Origin of the sequence: Mycobacterium sp. WMMD1722, from assembly GCF_049315205.1 — a bacterium.
Lineage (GTDB): Bacteria > Actinomycetota > Actinomycetes > Mycobacteriales > Mycobacteriaceae > Mycobacterium.
In genome coordinates this window covers 1,094,082-1,114,126 of sequence record NZ_CP186056.1, presented here as the reverse complement: position 1 = coordinate 1,114,126, position 20,045 = coordinate 1,094,082, and the positions used below count along the sequence as shown (strand labels likewise).

At 63.8% G+C, this 20,045-nt stretch carries 16 protein-coding genes; 6 read left to right on the top strand and 10 right to left on the bottom strand.

Features of this window, described 5'->3' with window-relative positions:
* Positions 1–4: 4 nt before the first annotated feature.
* From ACN27E_RS05155 to ACN27E_RS05145, 3 genes are all read right to left on the bottom strand, one after another.
* Entirely contained in the window at positions 5–1,585 is a 1,581-nt protein-coding gene (locus ACN27E_RS05155; protein ID WP_422749624.1) for a bifunctional 3-(3-hydroxy-phenyl)propionate/3-hydroxycinnamic acid hydroxylase, read from the bottom strand.
* 70 nt (positions 1,586–1,655) lie between these two features.
* Positions 1,656–2,594, bottom strand: coding sequence for a fumarylacetoacetate hydrolase family protein (locus ACN27E_RS05150; RefSeq protein WP_422747107.1), 939 nt, complete (start codon positions 2,592–2,594; stop codon positions 1,656–1,658).
* Positions 2,591–3,733, bottom strand: coding sequence for a VOC family protein (locus ACN27E_RS05145; protein ID WP_422747105.1), 1,143 nt, complete (start codon positions 3,731–3,733; stop codon positions 2,591–2,593). The genes ACN27E_RS05150 and ACN27E_RS05145 overlap by 4 nt, the downstream gene beginning before the upstream one ends.
* A 110-nt stretch (positions 3,734–3,843) precedes the next feature.
* Here ACN27E_RS05145 and ACN27E_RS05140 point away from each other — a divergent pair, with 110 nt between their 5' ends.
* A complete protein-coding gene (locus ACN27E_RS05140; protein WP_422747103.1) occupies positions 3,844–4,545 on the top strand; it encodes a TetR/AcrR family transcriptional regulator in 702 nt (233 codons plus the stop codon).
* Between the two features lie 40 nt (positions 4,546–4,585).
* On the opposite strand, the gene ACN27E_RS05135 is transcribed toward ACN27E_RS05140, so the two are convergent.
* The gene (locus ACN27E_RS05135) at positions 4,586–5,137 is read right to left on the bottom strand and encodes a LysE family transporter (RefSeq protein WP_422747102.1); all 552 of its coding nucleotides are present in this window, start codon (positions 5,135–5,137) and stop codon (positions 4,586–4,588) included.
* A 242-nt stretch (positions 5,138–5,379) separates the two neighbouring features.
* Between ACN27E_RS05135 and ACN27E_RS05130 the strand changes: the two genes are divergently transcribed.
* A protein-coding gene (locus ACN27E_RS05130) for an IS3 family transposase (protein WP_422747100.1) occupies positions 5,380–6,641 on the top strand; the annotation gives its coding sequence in 2 pieces (ribosomal slippage) (positions 5,380–5,668 and positions 5,668–6,641; 1,263 coding nt in all).
* A 147-nt stretch (positions 6,642–6,788) separates the two neighbouring features.
* Positions 6,789–8,204: a pyridoxal phosphate-dependent decarboxylase family protein gene (locus ACN27E_RS05125; RefSeq protein ID WP_422747098.1), complete on the top strand. Its 1,416-nt coding sequence runs from the start codon at positions 6,789–6,791 to the stop codon at positions 8,202–8,204.
* A 586-nt stretch (positions 8,205–8,790) separates the two neighbouring features.
* Here ACN27E_RS05125 and ACN27E_RS05120 read toward each other — a convergent pair.
* Together ACN27E_RS05120 and ACN27E_RS05115 are read right to left on the bottom strand one after the other, a co-directional pair.
* Positions 8,791–10,056: an MFS transporter gene (locus tag ACN27E_RS05120; protein WP_422747096.1), complete on the bottom strand. Its 1,266-nt coding sequence runs from the start codon at positions 10,054–10,056 to the stop codon at positions 8,791–8,793.
* Positions 10,057–10,340: 284 nt separating this feature from the next.
* The gene (locus ACN27E_RS05115; protein WP_422747094.1) at positions 10,341–11,276 is read right to left on the bottom strand and encodes a LysR family transcriptional regulator; all 936 of its coding nucleotides are present in this window, start codon (positions 11,274–11,276) and stop codon (positions 10,341–10,343) included.
* 173 nt (positions 11,277–11,449) lie between these two features.
* Between ACN27E_RS05115 and ACN27E_RS05110 the strand changes: the two genes are divergently transcribed.
* From ACN27E_RS05110 to eno, 3 genes are read left to right on the top strand one after another with little or no spacing between them, the layout of a single operon-like run.
* Complete coding sequence (locus ACN27E_RS05110) at positions 11,450–12,571, top strand: tyramine oxidase subunit B (protein WP_422747093.1); 1,122 nt, start codon at positions 11,450–11,452, stop codon at positions 12,569–12,571.
* Complete coding sequence (locus ACN27E_RS05105) at positions 12,568–14,004, top strand: glycerate kinase type-2 family protein (protein ID WP_422747091.1); 1,437 nt, start codon at positions 12,568–12,570, stop codon at positions 14,002–14,004. Before ACN27E_RS05110 ends, ACN27E_RS05105 begins: the two co-directional genes overlap by 4 nt.
* Before the next feature lie 24 nt (positions 14,005–14,028).
* Positions 14,029–15,306: a phosphopyruvate hydratase gene (gene eno / locus ACN27E_RS05100; protein WP_422747088.1), complete on the top strand. Its 1,278-nt coding sequence runs from the start codon at positions 14,029–14,031 to the stop codon at positions 15,304–15,306.
* Positions 15,307–15,472: 166 nt separating this feature from the next.
* Here the strand turns inward: eno and ACN27E_RS05095 are convergent, their stop codons facing one another.
* The 4 genes from ACN27E_RS05095 to ACN27E_RS05080 all read right to left on the bottom strand — a co-directional run bounded on the left by ACN27E_RS05095 (position 15,473) and on the right by ACN27E_RS05080 (position 20,030).
* Positions 15,473–16,483 (bottom strand): 2Fe-2S iron-sulfur cluster-binding protein, encoded by a 1,011-nt coding sequence (locus ACN27E_RS05095; RefSeq protein ID WP_422747086.1) that lies wholly within the window; start codon positions 16,481–16,483, stop codon positions 15,473–15,475.
* A gap of 18 nt (positions 16,484–16,501) precedes the next feature.
* Entirely contained in the window at positions 16,502–17,266 is a 765-nt protein-coding gene (locus tag ACN27E_RS05090) for an SDR family NAD(P)-dependent oxidoreductase (protein WP_422749622.1), read from the bottom strand.
* Positions 17,267–17,292: 26 nt separating this feature from the next.
* Positions 17,293–18,522, bottom strand: a complete 1,230-nt coding sequence (locus ACN27E_RS05085) for an aromatic ring-hydroxylating oxygenase subunit alpha (protein ID WP_422747084.1) — start codon at positions 18,520–18,522, stop codon at positions 17,293–17,295.
* A 131-nt stretch (positions 18,523–18,653) separates the two neighbouring features.
* On the bottom strand, positions 18,654–20,030 hold the full coding sequence (locus ACN27E_RS05080; RefSeq protein WP_422747082.1) for an NADP-dependent succinic semialdehyde dehydrogenase: 1,377 nt from the start codon (positions 20,028–20,030) through the stop codon (positions 18,654–18,656).
* Positions 20,031–20,045 lie beyond the last annotated feature (15 nt).

Genomic DNA, 20,045 nt, shown 5'->3' with positions numbered 1-20,045 from the left:
GTTCCTATCGGTCGGGACGAGCGTTGTTGTCCGGTGAAGCAATCACCTGGTGGTCGCGAAATGACGGAATGGTCCGGCACATCGCTGTGAGGTTCTTTCCGGCGGCCAGCACCGTGCGGTCGGGTCTGACCACCGCCGCGGTGACGTGATGGCGTTTGAGCCAGCGGGCCAGTTCGGATCCCGCTGCGGCGTGCACCGTACGCGCCCCGCGAGCAGCGGCGATAGCCTGCTGAGCCGGTGTCAGCGGGGCGGCCGTGATCAGGCCGAATCCGAGGCCCAGCTCGTCGTCCACCCGAACACCTTCGTCCAGCACGGCATTCGGGCACAGCGCTCCGACGATGCGGCGCGTGCGGAAGGTGCGTCGAATCAAAGGTGACGGCCGCAGAGACGGAGTTCGTGAATCGGTGACCTTGGCGCGGAGCCCCGGTACGAGGTGCAGGCGCGGCACCATCAGTGTCCGCGCGGCGGTGCCGAGACGGCCGCCGGAGGTCATGGCGTGCCCGACGTTGAGCGCCAGCACGATCATGTGCCGGGCGTGGGGACGACGCTCGGTCTGGTAACTGTCGAGTGCGCTGCGCGACAGATCGCCGTGGTGCACGCCGGCGATCTTCCAGGCCACATTCATCGCATCGCGCAGTCCGGCCCCCATGCCCTGCCCGATGAACGGCGGTGTGAGATGGGCGGCATCACCGAGCAGGAAGACGTTACCGCGACGCCAGTGGTCGGCGAGCTGCGCGCGGAACGTGTACTCAGCAACGCGAATGAGCCGCATATCGTCGTCGGCGACGTCCTGCGTCCACGGGGCGATGAGTGGGCGCAGCGCCGATAGGGTGGGGTAGTCGTCCACTGACTCCTCGTCGAGGAGCCGAAATTCCCATCGATAGCGGGTCGGTCCGATTCGCATGTATGTCCCGGCGCGGTGGCTGTCGCAGAGTTGGTGCACACCGTCCCACTGGTGCAGGTCGGCCTCGGTTGCGATGTCGACCACCAACCAGCGTTGATCGAATTTCAGACTGCGCATCCGTGCACCGATGGCGTGCCGCACCACGCTGTTGGCGCCGTCGCAACCGAGTACGAAATCGGCTGTGATCGTTGACTCCCGATCGGTGCGGCGGTCGCGTACGCGCAGCTGCAGTGGTTGAGCATCGGTGGGGGAGTTGACTCCGAGCACCTCCGTGTCACCCCGAAACCGAACGTGCGGTTGCCGAGCGAGGTTGGCGCGCAACAGCTCTTCCAACTCGGGTTGGTCGAACATGCTGGCGGCCGGAAATCCGTTGCGGGTCAGACCGGTGGCGCGGTCGAATTGTGCCAGCACCGTCATGTCGCGATCGACGAGCCGCAGACCGCCGGCGGGGCGCGAGACGGCGGCAAACTCGTCGGCGATCCCGACCCGGGCCAGGATGCGATACACCTCGTCGTCGAGATGAACCGCACGTGGCTGCGGATACACCTGCGGCCACCGGTCCAGCACCAGAGTGTCGACGCCGTACTGGGACAGCAGGGTGGCGGCGGTGACCCCGGTGGGCCCGCCGCCGACGACCGCCACCGAAACGTGTTGCGGCTCAGACGCGTCGCGAGGGGTCATCGTGGGTGGAATTCGGGCTCGACTAATGACGTCCCCGCCACCGGCACCACGGCGGCGCGGCGATCGCCGCTCATGCGTACCGCACTGCCCAGCGCTGCGCACCCAGATCGAGTGCGCCGTCATCGGTGGCGACCGAAGCTTCGACGATGTCGCCGTGCTGCAGGTACTTCGGGTTGTTCGCCTGCCGGGAGAAGAATGCTTTCCACTTCAGCGCGGGGGGCAGCAGATTGCCGATCATCTCGATCGGTTTGGCCGGGGCGGTCAGCGCGGTGCCCGCCGGGGTTCCGGTGAGGACGAGATCGCCAGCGGTGAGGGCTTGGAAGCGTGTCAGCGACTGCAGGGCTTGCAGCGGGCGGTACAGCATGTCGCCGTCGACGACGGCGTTCTGACGCTCCTCGCCGCTCACGCTCAGTCGCAGCCGCAGGTCTCCGAACCGTGCGAGCTCGGCGGCATCGAGCAGCACCAGCGCGGGGCCCACCGGGGTGAATGTCGGATAGGATTTGGCCTCGTAGAACTGGGTTTGGGGCAGTTGGATGTCGCGCGCGGACACGTCGTTGGTGATGGTCAGACCGGCGATGTAGTCGGCGAGGTTGGCGTCGGAGAGCGCGGTGCCCACCGGAACGTCCTTGCCGATCACCAACCCGACCTCGATCTCGTAGTCCAGCAGCGTCACGTGCGCGGGACGAACGACGTCGTCGTGCGGACCGCTGATCGAGGCGGACGATTTCCGAAAGAAGGTCATTGGCACCGTCTTCGGATCCATCCCGGAATCCCGGACGTGTGATTCGAAATTGGTCATCTGCGCGATCACCCGGCACGGAGCAGTGACGGGCGACAGCAGGGTCAGTTCGTCGACTGCGACGGAACCACCCGAGGCCGCCGCGGCTTCGATGGCCGCACGGTCGGCGAGGAGTTCGCCGGTGCTGGAGGCGGTCGTCGCGATCTTGGCTGCGCCGGTACGGGTGTGCACCCACCAGCCGTCGACGGTACGCAGAACGGAAATCGTCATCGTGTGGCAACTTTCAGTAGACCGACGAGGCGGTTGAGGTCGAATTCGTTGTCGCCGCGCAGCGCGGTGAGCATCGAAGCCACCTGGTGCCGTGCGGCGCGCGGGCTGGCGTCGAGGAAATCCTTGGTCGCCGGGGGACCCCACTGCGCCAAGCCCGACGCGGTGAACGGCGCCCAGCCGGGTTCGAGCGTGTTGTCGAACATGTCGCCGTCGGCGAAGTGCTCGACCAGAAAGCCATCCGGATCGCGCCAGTAGTCGAACAGCTGACTGCCCTGGATGTGGCGGCCGATGCCCCAGGAGCGGTAATAACCTCGCTCACGCAGGTATTCACCACCGGCGGCGAGCGCATCGAGATCGCTGACCTCGTACGCCGAGTGGACGTACCGATTGGCCGGCCCCAGCGCCAGCGCCAGGGTGTGGTGATCTGCCGGGACGGTACCTCGGTCGCAGCGGATGAAGCTCATCGCAGGTCCCCGGTCCTGCTGCCCGGGAAAGAACAGGAAATCACTGACGATCATCCCGAACGTTTCGAGATACCAATTCAGAGTTCGCAAGTACGTGGTGGACTGCAACACGACGTGGCCCAGCCGCTGCACGCGGGCGGGCACTCGCGGCGGACGCACCGTGGTGTTGATCCGTGCGGTGTCGAGCCCGATGTTGAACACCTGCGGCGCCTGCGTCGGGTGAGCCGGCAATTCATGCATCCCGGCGACGACCTTGACCTGCATACCGCTGGGGTCGGTGAGTTGAACCGATACCCCACCGAGCGATTCAGGGAGTGGCCGCAACGGAGCTCCGGTCTTGTCGGCCAGGCGCAGTACATCGACTTCGTCGGCGGCCCGTAGGGCGAGACCGGCGAAGCGAGTGTTCGGACCGCGCCGCAAGATCACGCAGGGCACGCCAGCCGTGGTGCCCCGCAACTGCAATTCCTGCGGTGTACGAAGGGCGATGCCGAAACCGAAGGCTCGGGCGAACGCCTCCGCACGCATGAGATCGGGTTTGTCGAACTCGAGCCACGCAATGTCCTGGACCCGGACGATCGGGTCTTTGGCCCGGCCAGGGTGTTCACCGCGCAACGCACCGCGTTCACTGTGCAGGTCTTGATGCCCGTCGCGACGCGGCGTAGCTGTCTGTGCCACGTGGCACCTCCTCCTCCAATGTCTGAGGAAATCGTCACATGCGATCGAATAGTCAGTCAAGGTCAGTTGACGAAATCCTCAGAATTGACTCGACTTGGTACCATCTCGGCATGGATCTGCCCGAGCGCAGTGCTGGTGGGCCGGCGAACATGCCGGTGAGTCGGCTGGAGCGACGCAAGCTGCGCACGCGTCAGGCTCTGGTGCGTGCAGCCCAAAGCTTCATCGCGCAAGGCAAACTGAATGTCCCGATCTTGGAGATCACCCAGGCCGCCGATGTGGGAATGGGATCTTTCTACAATCACTTCTCCACCAAGGAGGAGTTGTTCGAGGCCGCCCTGACCGATGCGCTCGATGACCTCGGCGCCATCCTCGACGGCCTCACCGGCGATATCTCAGACCCCGCCGAGGCCTTCGCCGCCAACTATCGCTTGAGCGGGCGGTTGTTCCGCTACCGCCCGCAAGAGGCGGCGTTGCTGCTCAGCCGCGGTGGCTCGCTCATTCTGTCCGACCGCGGGTTGTCACCACGAGCGCTTCGCGACATCAGTGCCGCGATCGACCATGGCCGGTTCACGATCACCGATCCCGAACTGGCCCTTGCCATTGCCGGCGGCATGTTCGTCGGCCTGGCGACGTTGCTGCGGGATCGGCCCGAACGGGAGGCCGAGGTGACCGTCGACTCGGTGACCGAGCACCTCTTGCGGACGTTCGGTATGACAACCAAACAGGCCAGGGCGCTGTCTCAAAAGCCGCTGCCAGATATCTCCGCCTTACGCGACTCGCCTGAGCTGTGGCCTGTTCCGCTGACGCGTTAATCGCCAGATCGGCAGTCCACCTGAGGCTGCTACTGGCAGCTCAGCGCACGGCGGTCCGCAGTCCCTCGCCGGTGAAAGCGGCCCCGAGGCCACCCATGATGATCCCCGCGCAGCGGTCCAGCGTCTTTGCGGCGCGGGAGTATGCGCGCCGAGGCCCGGGCCGCGACATCACGGTCGCTATCAACAGGTACCACGTGGCCTCGACGAAGGTGACGGTCAGCGGGAGAGCGAACAGCAGCCAGAGCGCCGGGTGCACCGGAAGGGCTGTGGCGAACACACTGCCATAGACAATGATCGCCTTGGGATTGCTCAGCTGGGTAAGCATCGCGGTGACGAATGTCCGACGGGACGGAGGAGCCGTGTGATCCGCGTCGGATCGCCCGCCGCCACTCGAGCGCCAGAGCTGGACACCGAGGTATGCCAAGTTGAGACCACCCGCGATCTTGGCGCTCAGGAACACTGGGCCGGCATACGCGATGACAGCGCCCAGGCCCACAGTCGCGGCGACCGCGAACACCAGACCACCGGCGCCGATGCCGAGGGCGGCAAGGCGACCGTTGCGCGGCGTGGTCGACAGCGACGTCTGGGCCACGGCTGGCCGAGCAAGATCTGCGCACGCCATTCGTGACTGTTACGAAATGGCGGCGGCTTGGTTAGCCGAGTGTGCGCGGGCTCGATGGGGCACGCTCGAGCCTATGCCGGCTGGGAACCGCCGCATGACGGCGCAGCTGGAAGATCCGGGCACGACCACGCCATCGGGAATGCGCTTACCTGGGCACTCTCTGAACCACCCCGGCATGTCCGGAGACTCCACTTCTTGGGAAGGATGGGGTCATGTCAGGTGGTTCGTCGAGGAGGTATCCGCCGGAGCTGCGTGAGCGGGCGGTGCGCATGGTCGCCGAGATCAGCGATCAGCACGAGTCGGAGTGGGCAGCGATGGGTGAAGTCGCCCGGCTGTTGGGGGTCGGTACGGCTGAGACGGTGCGTAAGTGGGTGCGCCAGGCCCAGGTCGATGCCGGCGCCCGGCCGGGAACCACGACCGAGGAATCCGCTGAGCTCAAGAAGCTGCGCCGGGAGAACGCCGAACTCAAGCGAGCCAACGCTATCTTGAAGACGGCATCGGCTTTCTTCGCGGCCGAACTGGACCGGCCACACCACTAGTCTGTCGATTCATCGCTGAGCATCAGGGCCGCCGCGATGGCCCTGATGGTCTGCGCTGGGGTGTCCAGTCGATCTGCGCCGAGCTCGTCGGGCTCGGTGTGCAGATCGCCCCCTCGACCTATTACGAGCATCTCGAGCGGGAGCCCACTCGCCGCGAGGTGCGCGACGAGGAACTCAAAGCCCACGTCAACCGTGTTCACGCCGCCAACTACGGCGTCTATGGGGCGCGCAAGGTGTGGTTGGCGCTCAACCGCGAGGGCATCGAGGTGGCCCGCTGCACGGTGGAGCGGCTGATGGCCGACCTCGGGTTGACCGGTGCGGTGCGGGGCAAGGCCACCGCCACGACCATCACTGATCCGGGTGCTGTGCGGCCAGCTGATCTGGTCGGGCGCCGCTTCGGCCCGGTCGCCCCGAATCGGCTCTGGGTGGCTGATCTGACCTATGTGTCGACCTGGTCGGGGTTCGCCTACGTCGCGTTTGTCACCGATGCCTATGCCCGCCGGATCCTGGGCTGGCGGGTGGCATCGACGATGGCGACCACGATGGTGCTCGACTCGATCGAGCAGGCCATCTGGGCACGACAGCGAGACGGTGTTATCGATTTGAAAGATGTTGTCCACCATACGGATAGAGGCTCACAGTATACGTCCATCCGGTTCACCGAACGCCTCGCCGAGGCGGGTATTCAGCCGTCGGTCGGTGCGGTCGGAAGCTCCTATGACAACGCGCTCGCCGAGACCATCAACGGCCTCTACAAGACCGAACTGATCAAACCGGGCAAGCCTTGGCGCACCATCGAGGACGTCGAGCTAGCGACCGCCCGCTGGGTCGACTGGTTCAACCACCGCCGGCTCTACGGGTACTGCGGCGACATCCCACCGGCCGAGCTTGAGGCTGCCTACTACGCTCAACGAACGAGGCCAGCCGCCAGCTGAGTCCTCAAATCAGAAAGTCTCCGGACTCCCCGGGGCGGTTCACTCACGTAGTTCTGGACGGATTCGTGGCCGTCTGTCCAGAACCAACAGAGAGAGTCGGACAGAATCCAGAACGACGCGATAGTGCCGGACAAAAGGATAGTTTTAATGAATCAGAATTCTGCCCCGGTTCGAACCGACATGTACGCGGCTCTGCCAAGGGCGATGGAACTGGCGACGGAATACCTGGCGGGTCTCCCGCACCGGCCGGTCGCGGCGAGTACCAGCTACGACGAAGTAGTTGATGCCCTGAGCGGGTCGCTGCCCGACCAAGGCACGAATGCGGTCTCGGTAGTCGAGAAGTTAGCCGCCACTCTCGGTCCGGCAACGATTGCGTGCGCCGGTCCCCGCTACTTTGGCCTCGTCGTCGGGGGAACGCTACCCGCGGCGTTGGCTGCCGACTGGCTGGTATCGACCTGGGATCAGACGGCGTACAGCCGGATGTCGTCGCCGGCGGGTGCTGCGATCGACGCCGTAGCCGAGCGCTGGGTTCTTGACGCTCTTGGGCTGCCCACGGACGCATCCGTGGGTTTCGTGACCGGAGCCACGGCGGGAAACGTCGTCGGGTTGCTTTCCGCACGGCACGTGCTGTTAGCACGGCGAGGTTGGGACGTCGAGGCCGATGGGCTCGCGCAGGCACCCCGTATTCGCGTGCTGGTAGGCGATGAGGTCCATCCCTCGGTGCTGCAGGCGTTGCAGATGATCGGTTTGGGAGCGCGCCGCGTCGAGCGCGTGGCAGTCGACGCACAAGGAGCCATGAGAGCGGACGCGCTCGCCGACGCGCTCGCCGCTGACTCTGACCCCGCCATCGTGTGCGCACAAGTCGGCAACGTGAACTCCGGAGCGTGCGATCCGATGTCAGAGGTCGTCGCGGCAACCCACGAGCACGGCGGATGGGTTCACGTTGACGGCGCGTTCGGACTATGGGCTTGCGCATCGCCGCGACTGTCGGCACTGGTTCAAGGTGTCGAGTTGGCCGATTCGTGGTCGACAGACGCGCACAAGTGGCTCAACGTTCCCTACGACTGCGGCCTCGCCATCGTTGCCGATCCTCAAGCTGCCCGCTCGGCACTGGGAGCCAACACCAGCTATCTGCCCACGAGTAGCGAGCGCGAACCCGCTGTCCCGGTGCCCGAGATGTCCCGGCGCGCACGGGCGGTACCCGTCTACGCAGCGCTCGCCTCGCTAGGCAGGGAGGGGCTGCGACAACTGATCGAACGCTGCTGCGACCATGCCGACCGTCTGGCCCAGATGATCCAGGGCACGCACGGCTTTGTGGTGTGCAACGACGTCGTGCTCAACCAGGTCCTGATCCGTGCTGACGACAGCGACGAGCGCACTTGGCTTGTAGCAGAACTCGTGCGACGCAGCGGAGAGGCGTGGGTCGCGGGAACCGAATGGCACGGTCGAGCGGCGATACGCGTGTCCTTCTCCAACTGGACGACAGCGGATAACGACGTCGACCGCCTAACTGAAGCGCTGCGGCAATCGCTGGCGGCGGCGCGAAAGGCTCAACAGGAGTAAAACGTAAACTCACACGTGGCGGGCTGCATCACCGGCAAAACGTCACAGTGACAAATTGAATGATTCGATGCTAGACCTAGAGGGCGCGGAGCGTCCGCCGCTGCCACAGTTCTGGACTGTCGATCGTCCCATCCGGGACGCTGCATCACCTAGATAAGGTCACAGTGACGAATTGAGGGGTTTGTACTGGACCTCGAAGGCGCGGAGTGTCCGCCGCTGTCAGGTATTTCCGGACTGCCGATCGTCCTGTCCGCGCAGTCACATAGTCATGGATTCAAGGCCAGCGCCATGGTTACGCCGGCCGAAGATCCGCAGGTGCACGGGCGGGACCTGGGCGGGTGTCCGGATCGGACGGGCGTCCGCGCCGCTAGTACACCCTCGCCACGCCACCACACGTTTTGTACCGATAAGCCACATTATGTCAATTAGGCTGCTTCATAGTGCACCTGCTCAATTACCGCATGGCCGCTGGCCGCTTGCCGGCCACCACTCCTCCCGTCGTTCTCGGCTGCGCTGCCGAAGAACTCGGCGACCAGGGCGACGGTCCAGGTCCATGGGAACGTGTTCGAGTGCTCGATAAAGCGTGCTAAGCCAGCGCAGAGCTCGCACCGTGCAGTTTGTCTCCGGTATGTGTTGTCTTGTTCGCCTTGATGAACAGCGGAGAGATGGCGCACAGCGCCACGGTCGCGATGGTCAGTGCGATGAACCCGTTGACGAAGCTGCCCGTTGCATCCTTGACGACTCCGAGGACGTACGGGTAGGCGAACCCGCTGACGATCCACGGGACGCCGAGGATGACGCCGGTCACGATGCCGGCATGCTTGGCACTGACCGATTCGACCGCCTCGGCCAGAGTCAACGGCTCGCCACCATAGATGCCCAGACCCATGACCGGTATGCAGATCGCCACCCACACGTAGTTGTCGGTCGCCAGAAACGCCGTCAACGCGGCAATCGCGGCGGCGCTCAGCACACCCGCTCCGAGTATGACGGGCTTCTTGTTGCCCAGCCTCTCGGCGATCAGCGGCACCCCGAAAGCGGCCGCCATACCGGCAATCGAGAACAGCGACGTGAGGAAGCCGGCGAGCGACTCGGACATCCCGGCGTCCTCGACGAGGATTGCCGGCATCCAGCTTGCGACGACTGAGAACAGGCCGACACCACCGATCCAGAAGATTACGGCCGAGAGCACGTTTCGGTTCGCAATGGCGCGAACCGTTCCATCGGTGGTGGATGCCTTGAGAGTGCTCTCGAATGCGTCGTTAGGTTGCGCCGAGTCTTTACCGGCGGAAGGGGCGTTCCTCGATACGACGGCGACCAGAATCAAAACCACCACCAAGAACACCGCTTGCACGACCAGCCCGAGACGCCAGCCGAAGGCAGTCAGTACCGCGGCGAAGGCGAACAGACTGAGCAGGGCGCCCACACCGTCGCCGGACATCATGACCCCGAGCGCGCGGCCAGTCTGCCGGTCGTTCCGGAACCAATCCGCGGCCATCGTGTAGGTGGCCACCCAGAGGAACCCCACCGACAGTCCTGCGAACACCCTGCCGACCATCAGCAGTTCGATGCTCTCGGCCGCCGCGAAGACCAACTGCCCCACCACGCCGGCTGCCAGACCCGCCAAGATGACCCGCTTGGGCCCCAACCGGGAGGCGATCACTCCGCCGATCACGATCATCACACCAGCGACCAGGCCAGTGACTGAGGAGATGCTGCCGGCCTGCGAGTAGCTGAGTGACAGGCCCTCACTGATCTCAGAAAGGCTGGGGCTCCACCCAATGTAAGGAAGGAAAGCACCCACCAACGCGATATAGGCCATCGACAAGTTGGCCCACCTGTTCTTCGACATAACGCTCCTCTGCACTTCGGATCCAGCCTCGGGGTCTGCATTCGCGCACGGTCCCCGCCGGTCGGCAAGCCGATCCGCATGCTTCGGTCCGTACCGCCCAAGCGTGCATCGCGCCCGGCTCTGGCCATATCGGCGAAGTGTCACATTCGTGCCGGCCGCAGAGGACACAACGTAAAGTGACGGGCTCTCCGGACGCGGCCCCGCAGATCTCGGCGCTAGACTTTGCCGCCCAATCACCAGAGGTTTGTCGTAGACACCCGGCCCGCACCACCTGACGCCGCCTGTCACTGCTGTCCCCGCAGCTCCGTCGGTGCCGACGCGCGTGGCGCTCCGCGCGCGACAGCCGCCAGCACGCTGCGCAACTCCACAAGCACTGGACGAGTCTCGGCCCCCGTGCGTACGGCGGTGTAGACCTGACGGCTGGGCCGACCCGGTAGATCGACGAGTTCAGTTCGGGGCTGGCGTGTCTCCCAGACAAGATCAGGCAGGACGGCAACCGCGTGTCCAGTCTCTGCAAGTCGTGCGTGGACCAGTAAGTCCGCAGACTCGTATCTGACAGCTGGTTCGAACCCAGCTGCCCGGCAAGCGGATTCCACCCAAGCACGCGCGGGTTTCCCTCTGGGCTCGAGCACCCACGGCAGGTCCGCGAAGTCTGGCAACTCCGGTCGCGCTACACCTCCTTGCAGCCGCGGGCTGACATACAAACGCAACGCATCACTCAGCAGCCAGCTTCGGTCGATACCGACGGGCGGCGGCGACTCGTACCCCGGATACTGCTCACCGAGCACCAGGTCGAACTCGCGGGCCAACAGTGCCGCGCTCCCGGAGTCCGGCTGGATCTCGGACAGGTAGACCGTCAACTTCGGATGGCGTTCTCCCATGACGTGCAACACGTCTGGGATCAGTGAGATAGCCGCCGTCTGGAAGGTCGCCACCTTGACCACACCGACGATCTCAGAGTGTGTTGCCGCGAGCGCAGCTTCGGCGCGGTCGACCTGTTGGAGGATTCGCTCGGCATGTTCGACCAGGATGTGGCCGGCCGCGGTCAATCGCACGCCTCGACCCACCGGTTCGATGAGTCGAACACCCGCCTCGGTTTCCAGTTGACCGAGTTGCTGACTGACCGTCGATGTGCTGAACGAGAGTGCCTGTGCCACCCGCGCCAGGGTGCCGCGCCTGTTGAGTTCGACGAGCAACCGCATGCGGTGCAGATTGAGCATCGGCACCTCCAATCAATCGGATATTTCGAACACTATAAGGCGAAATCTATCGCTAGACCGATCATTGACCGGATGCGAAGGTTGATTCACTCGAGCTCGCCAGATGCGCTTGGCTCGAAAACCGCTGTCAATCGGCTTGATTGAGTTCCCGGCCGCATATCGCAGGAGTCTCCATGGGTGCGCGCACCGAATTTCTGTTCCTCTCCGAACCGGACTGTATCGACGCCGGAGTTCTCGACGTCGCCCGCTGCGTCGATGTATGCGAAGAGGTGTTCGGGCTTCTCGCCCGAGGCGACTATCTGATGGGCGGACCCAACCACAACAGCCACGGAATGGGCGTCGTGTTCCCGCAGTCCAGCCCATTCCCGAACATGCCGCTGGCCGGGCCGGACCGGCGTTTCGTGGCCATGCCGGGCTACCTCGGAGGCCGCTTCGATATCTGCGGCAACAAGTGGTATGGCTCCAATCACGCCAACACCGAGAAGGGGCTGCCCAGATCGGTCCTGACGCTGATGCTCAACGACAAGCAGACAGGCGAGCCGCTATGCCTCATGTCGGCCAACCTGCTGAGCTCCGCGCGAACCGGTGCGGTCCCCGGCGTCGCAACACGGCATCTCGCAAGCACCACAGCACGTTCGGCGGCAGTACTGGGTTGCGGACCGATCAACCGCGCCTGCCTGAAGGCGATCGCCAGTCAACTGCCCAACCTCGAGCGCGTGTACTGCTACGACCTTGTCGTGGCAGCCGCTGAGAAGCTGGCCGACTGGGCGCGGCAGAACCTGGGCGTCGAGGCCGTGGTCGAAAATGACCTGCAGACAGCACTCGACGGCACCGAAGTCATCACCGTCGCTGCCTCACGTGTGAAACCTCTCGTCATCCACAACGACTGGCTCGCAACGGGCGCAACGGTTCTGATTTCCGGACCCATCTGCGCCGATGATGCGTTCTGGTTGGACAACCGGATCGTGCTTGATCACGTGGCGCTGCACGAGGCCTACGTCGAAGAAGCTGTCGCCTCCCCCGACAAACACGCCGCCTATGACGGTGTCATCGGCGGCCCGCTCTACCGCCTCATCGACGACGGAAAGCTACCGGCGCTGGAGGATTTCACAGACCTCGGCACGTTGCTGCAAGCACCTGCCGCGCAACGTGAAATCGACGGTCAACGCACCGTGTTCGTCGCCTGCGGGATGTCGGTATTCGACCTCGGCTGGGGCTTCGAAACCTACCAGACGGCTCTGGCCAAGGGCGTCGGGACAGCGCTTGCGCTGTGGGACGAACCGTACGCGGAATGACCATCACCGGACGCCCGGAGACCACCGGCGCGAACAAGATCAAGAACTTCGACGCACTCGTTCAGTTGGGAGACAACGAATCGCGATCCATCGTCCTGACCATCGCTGACCGGGTTCTGACCCGGTTGGACGCCTACCACCGAATCAAGGAAATCACGCGCCTCGACGGCGACGTTCTCACCATCGGCACCCGCAGCTGGGACCTTTCGACCAAGAAAAACGTCTACCTGATAGGCGCAGGCAAGGCCTGCAACCACATGGCAATGGCGATCGACGAGATCCTCGGCGACCGTCTCACCCGCGGCATCGCAATTGTCAAGATCGCCGAGGACAGCGATCGATTTCAACGCACCGATGTTCACGTCGGCGGCCATCCGATTCCCGACGACAGCGGCCACAAAGCCGCCCTGGAGATCCTCGCGCTCGCTGATCAGGCCGGCCCTGAGGACCTGTTCATCGCCGTCATCTCCGGTGGATCGTCGGCGCTGATGAGCTGTCCGATCAGAGGAATCACGCTGCAAGACGAGATGTGTGCCACCGACGTCCTACTCAAGAGCGGCGCAGGGATCTACGAGATCAACGCCATCCGCCGACACATCTCACAGACCAACGGCGGCCGTCTCGCTCAACGTATCGCCCAGACCGGAGCTGAGCTGATCGGTTTCGGCATCTCCGACGCAGTGGGCAATCCACCGTCAGGCGACATAGCCGAACCCTATGCCGACTACGCGTCCACACCGATCGGCCCAGACAAGACGACGCTCGCTGATGCCAGAGCTGTCATCGAAAATTATGACCTCGCGGATCGGTTACCCCGCTCGATCGTCGACTATCTCCAGTCTGCAGGCGAAGAAGAAGAGACACCGAAGGCGTTTCCGGACAACACCTATTTCCTCCTGAACACGCTTCCTGACTCGTGCCTGTACGCCAAGGAAATCGCCGAGCAGATGGGTCTGCCGGCAATGATCGTGAGCTCGTTCCTCGAAGGCGAGAGCAGCGATGCCGGAACCTTCTTCGCCTCCATCGCCCGCGAAGCGCAAGCCAGCGGAAACCCCATTGCACCGCCCTGCGTCCTGATCGCAGCCGGTGAGACCACCACCCACATTCCGGACAACAGCGTCATCAGTGGGCACGGCGGGCCGGGTCATGAACTGGTGGCCGGCTTCGCACTCGCCGCCACGGAAACTACCGGTGCAGCAATGATCTCGCTCGATTCCGAGGGCACCGACGGAACCACCGCAGCAGCCGGCGGCTTGTGCGACTCGACGAGCTTGGCACGCGCCGAACAATGCGGAGTGAATCTCCGTGAAGCACTACGCACCCACGCCACCCATGAGGCTCTGGCGGCGATCGGCGACGCAGTCTTCACCGGTAACACCGGGACGAATCTGTGCGATCTGAACATCCTCTACATCCCCGCGCGACCGGCCTGACGTGCCCCGGATTCGAAAGACACCATGAAGATCACCTCAGTGACCGCCCGCCAGCTTCTCGACTGCAAGACACGCCCGTTGGTCGAGGTGGAAATAGTCACCGATGGCGGACATGTCGGCCGCGGCGCGTCACCGACCGGCAGCTCCGTCGGCGCACATGAAGCGTTCATCCTGCGCGACGGAGACCCCGCCGAGTACAACGGGCTCAGCGTCCACCGCGCTGTAGATGCCGTGAACCAGGAGATCGCCCCAGCCCTGATCGGCAAGGAACTCGACGTCGAAGCCAACGACCGGCTCATGATCGAACTCGACGGCACGCCCAACAAAAGCCGTCTCGGCGGCAACGCCATCTACTCGACCTCCATCGCCCTGTTGCGCGCCACCGCCGCCGCCGCGAGCCTCCCCACGTACGCATGGATCGCCAAGCACTACGGCCCCGGGCCGGTGGCCCAAGTCCCGGTGCCCAGCTTCAACATGATCAACGGAGGGCGGTACGGCACCGTCGTACAGCCGTTCAACGAGTTCATCGTCATGCCGTATAAGGCGGTCTCGATTCAGGATGCCGTCGAAAAGAGCGTGAAGCTGTTCGGCGTGCTCGAAGCGGTCCTGGCCGAGTATTTGGGCCGCAAACCGCAGGTGGCGTCGTCCTACGGTTTCGCGAGCCCGTCTTCGGACCCGCGGGAAGTGTTGCGGTTGCTGATGACCGCGGTGGAGCGCGCCGGTGTGGCCGACACCATGGCTTTCGCCTTGGACTGCGCCTCCAGCGAGATGTACGACGATGCCACCGGCACCTACGAACTCAACGGCGAACGCGTCACCTCCGACGATCTGATCGACTACACCCGCAGGCTCAGCAACGAGTTCCCCTTCGTCTTCATCGAAGATCTCCTCGACGAGGATGATTGGGCCGGATACACCAAGGCTGTGGCCACCATCGACAAGTCGATCATCCTGGGCGATGACCTGGTGGTCACCAACCGCGATCGTTTGCATCACGCGGTCGAGTCCTCGGCCGTCGGCGGCTTCGTCCTCAAACCCAACCAGGTCGGCACCATCACCGAAGCGCTCGACTGCTACTGCTACGCGCTCGACAACCAGCTTCTGGCGATTCCGTCTGGCCGCTCCGGCGGCGTCATCGACGACGTCGTCATGGACCTGTCGGTCGGGCTGTCGGTGCCGTTCCAGAAGAACGGCGCACCGCGCTCAGGCGAGCGCATCGAAAAGCTCAATTTCCTGCTACGGGTCGCAGACACCACACCAGGGTGTGTTCTCGCCGACGTGCCCGCCATCGTCAGGTTCTAGCCACCACCACCATTGCCTGCCGAGCGGCAAGACAGTCCGCCGCTGACCGTGCCAACCTCGGTGGCGATGCGCGGACGCACAGCCTTCGACTGATGTCCACCTGCTCGGTGTCCAACCGAGCCTTGGCGCTGACATCACGACACCTGGCGGCGTCCGTGTGCGCGCCTCAGCCGTAGGTGATGACGATCGATTTCGATGAAGGCTTGGCCTGGCAGGCAAGTCGGTATCCGTCGGCGAGTTCTTCGGGGTCCAGAACATCGTTCTGCTCCATCTCGACGGCACCCTCGATCAGCTGAAAGCAGCAGGCGCCGCATTCGCCGCTACGGCAAGAGAACGGGGCAGCTATCCCCTTGGACAGCAGGTGCTGCAGCAGAGGCACGTCAGACGGCCAATCATCGAAGTCGAAGTCAACTCCATCACAGGAGCCCTCGACTCGGGCCAGGTCGGCACCCGCCTTCGAGGCTGTTTCCTCGACTTCGAACGGGTTGCCGGCCAAAGATCGAAACACTTCACGCTTCAGGCGGTCACCGTGGAACCCCAGAGGCTTCAGCGCATCGGTGACCGCATCCATGAAGGGCGCCGGCCCACAGGTGTACGCGGAGTGTCGCGGATAAGCTGCCGCGAACCGCTGCAGGTCAACTTTTCGGGGAAGCGATTGCAGCTCCTCCAGCCAGTGCACGACATGGAGCCGCTCCACATGCTCTTTCGACATTGCACGCAACTGGTCGGCGAAGATGACCGAGGACTGGTCCCGGTTGGCGTAGAACAGCGCCACCTGCCTATTTGTCTGCTCGAGAACGTACTTCGCGATCGACATGACGGGGGTGACCCCGCTGCCGGCAGCGTAAAGCAGCACATCAGCATCGTGCATCGGCGGGACGAAGTTGCCGGATGGCGGCAGTGCGATGAGGGTATCCCCGGGGACCACGTGATCGCACATCCAATTCGAGGCGTAACCCTGCGGTGTGCGCTTGACGGTGATCGTGACGTCGTCCTCATGGGGTGCGCTGGACATCGAATAGCACCGAGCCACCGTTCCGCGGTCCGACGGAATTCCGACGGTGAGGAACTGGCCTGGCTTGTAGGAAAGCGGCCCGGACGCCTGCAGTCGAAAGGACTTGGCGTCGTCGGTTTCCGCGATGACCGAGACGACTCGGAGCTGGATCAACTGGCTCACGACAGGACGCTCCGACGATCAGTAGGTCTTGGCCAGGAGCCCATCGTCAACCACGAGCGAGGTTCCGTTGACGCCCAGGGCTTCGTCAGATGCCAGGAAGACGGCAGCGTTGGCCACATCGACGGGCTTGAGTATTCGCTTGGTCGGGTACAGGGCCTCGAAGTCCTTCCGCACTGTGTCAGGGTCGGTCTGACTTGCCAGGAAGGCGTCGAACATCGGCGACTCGAAATCACCTGGACACAGCGCATTACAGCGGATTCCTTCTGAGGCGTACGCGAGAGCAACGGACCGGGTGAGGCCCATGACACCGGATTTCGTTGCGACGTAGGCCGCCGTGTCGGCTGTCGCGGTGAACGCGGCCACTGAAGCGGTATTGATGATCGAGCCTCCGCGACCCTGTTCTCGCATGGCAAGCACTGCGTGCTTACAGCCCCAGAACACCGAACTCAGATTGGTCCGCAGTGCGCGATCCCAATCTTCGTTCGTGGTCTGATGCAACTCTGCGGACACGAAGAACGCCGCGTTGTTGTGCACGATGTCCACCGAACCGAACTCGCAGCGGCAGAACTCGATTGCCCTGACGATATCTTCCTCCACCGCCACGTCCGCACGCACGAACACCGCACTATGGCCAGCCGCCGCAATCGATTCGACCATTTCGTATCCGCGGTCGGCATTGCGCCCAACCGCCACCACCTTGGCGCCCTCGGCGGCCATGGCCTGCGCCACTGCGAAACCGAGCCCGCTGGTGGCACCGGTGACCACAGCAGCCTTACCGGTCAGGCGCCCCTGACGTGAACTCTGCGCGGTCAGCTCGGTTCTCCCATCATCTCCAGATACTTGCGCAGTGCGGCGCGAATACCGGGTTCCTGAGACGGCGAATTGGGTCCCGGGACGTAGCGCTGCGAGGTCAGTCCCACTTGTTGGCGCTCCTGGATCTGCAGATCCTGATGATTGGTGACGTCCCAGAGCTTGATGAGTGCGTCGAGGTCGTAATCAACGCCTTCGTCGGCGTCTTCGTGCACGAACCACCAACACACCATCTTGGTTCGTGTAGCTGAGATCGGCAGGGTGCTGGCAACCATCCCATAATCCGGGTGGAATCCGCCCCACGCGTATCCAGGTTGGGTCATGAATCCCGCGCCGAAATCGTCGGGCACCGCGGCGCCCCGACCGAACTCACCGAGCAACTTCTTCGACACGTAACTGCCGTCCATCGAGAGCGACTCCAACTCCCGCTTCACCGGGATGACCAGGCCTTGGACCAGATCGCCGACGTAGTCTTCTTCGTAGTAGTCCGACATCTCCTGAGAGTCGAGCGACACGCAGAACTCCGGATGCACCGACGGGCAGTGGTAGCACTCGACGCCGTTTTCGAGCAACAGCTTCCAGTTGGCGTCGGCGTAATAGGTGATCTCGTGCGCCACCTTGAGCCGCGTGGGATCGAGGATCGCCATATCGGCATCGGCCTTCTCGTCGATCATGGATGACACCGGAGCAGGGGCCACTTCCGCGAGGCTGATGAAGATGAATCCGTGCCACACCGACACGTGAATTGGAAACAGATTGAAGTCCTTGTAACCGAAGAACTCGCCGTCGGCCTGGCGAGTTGCCTTGAGCAACCTCCCGTCGAGGCCGTAGCTCCATGAGTGGTAAGGGCAGACAATTCTCCGACCGACCCGGCCGGTGGGTTCATTGCACAGTTGCAGCCCGCGATGCCGGCAGACGTTGTGAACGGCATGGACGTCGTCGCCGTTGCGGACCACCAGGACGTTCTCGGTTCCGACCGCGAAACTGAAGTAGTCGCCGCTCTTCGGAATCTGGGAGATGTGACCGGCGTAGATCCACTGCTGACCCCAGACTTTAGCCAATTCATCGGTGTACCGACCGTCATCGAGGTAGTAATCGCGGGGCAAGCTGGTGAAGTAGTTGTCGTGATCAATTACAGACATGAGCAGGCTCCTTGGGAAGACCCGGGCTGGCAGAGGGAACGGGCTCTCTCTGGGAAAAATTGTCGTCCCCCGTGTGACAGCGGACACCCCTCGGACTGTCAGGCGGTGATTGCGAGGAGTTCACACTTCGTCAAGGGTTCGCCAGGTTGTCACCGATCGGTCCGACGGGCACGCACACCACCGACATGGTTCACGGCCATTCGGGCGATAGACGGGACTCAAGCCTTCCAGACCGTCTTGAGGTTGCAGAATTCACGGATCCCCGACGCCGCGAGTTCGCGGCCATAACCGGATGCTTTGATCCCACCGAAGGGCAGCTCAGGATAGGACACCGTCATCCCGTTGACGAAAACCGCTCCGGCGTCGAGCCGGTCGACAAACCAAGCCTGTTCAGCAGCATCGGTGGTCCACACCGCGGAACTGAGCCCAAAGGTGGTCTGGTTGGCGATCCTGACGGCCTCGTCGCGGTCGACGACTTCGTACAGCGACGCGACGGGACCGAAGGTTTCTTCCAAGACGACGCGCATGTCGTCGGTCAGGTCAGCCAGGACGGTCGGCGGGTAGTACCAACCCACACGCTCCGGTACTGAGCCGCCGACGAGCACTCGTGCGCCCTTGGCCACCGCGTCGTCCACCAACTCGGCCACCTCGTCGCGACCCGACTCGGTGGCCAGCGGACCGACATCGACCGCCTCGTCCATCGGGTCACCGACGGTCAGTGCGGCCATCTTCGCGGCGAACAATTCCGCAAACGCACCATACACATCGGCGTGTACGATGAAACGCTTTGCAGCAACGCATGATTGACCGTTATTCGAGATGCGCGCCTTGACAGCGGTGGCGGCTGCGGCCTCCAGATCGGCGCTGGGCATCACAATGAACGGATCGGACCCCCCCAGCTCCAGGACGGCCTTCTTGATTTGCTGCCCGGCCGCGGCAGCCACCGAGCGGCCCGCCGGCTCGGAACCGGTCAACGTCACGGCCTTGACGCGGGTGTCCTCGAGTACCGCCGCGACCTCAGCTGACCCGATGAGCAGGGTCCGGAAGGAGCCCACCGGAAACCCACCTCTCTCGAAGAGGGCGTCGAGGTACATGGCCGACTGCGGCACGTTCGACGCATGTTTGAGCAGGCCGGTGTTACCTGCCATCAGAGCGGGCGCAGCGAACCGCAGGACCTGCCACAGTGGGTAGTTCCAAGGCATCACAGCCAGCACCACGCCTAACGGCTGCCACATCGCGCCTGCCTCGGACGCACCAACTGCAGAGGGATCCGCCAAAGAGTCGGTGGCGAGGAACGATTCAGCGTGCTCGGCATAGAAGCGCATGCTTTTCGCGCACTTGAGAACTTCGCCGCGCGACTGGGCGATGGGCTTACCCATCTCGCGGGTGATCATCTCGGCAACCGGCTCGATATCGGCTTCCAGTAGGCCGGCCGACGCCTTCATCAACTCGGCGCGTTGGGCGTACGTCGTTTCACGCAGCGCCTGTGCAGCGTCGGCGGCTTCGGCAATACGTCGCTGCACCTCGGCGTCGCCATGCGCATCGAAAGTTTCGATGATCTCACCGGTTGCCGGGTTGACGCTGGCGATGGGCATGTGGGAATTCCTCCG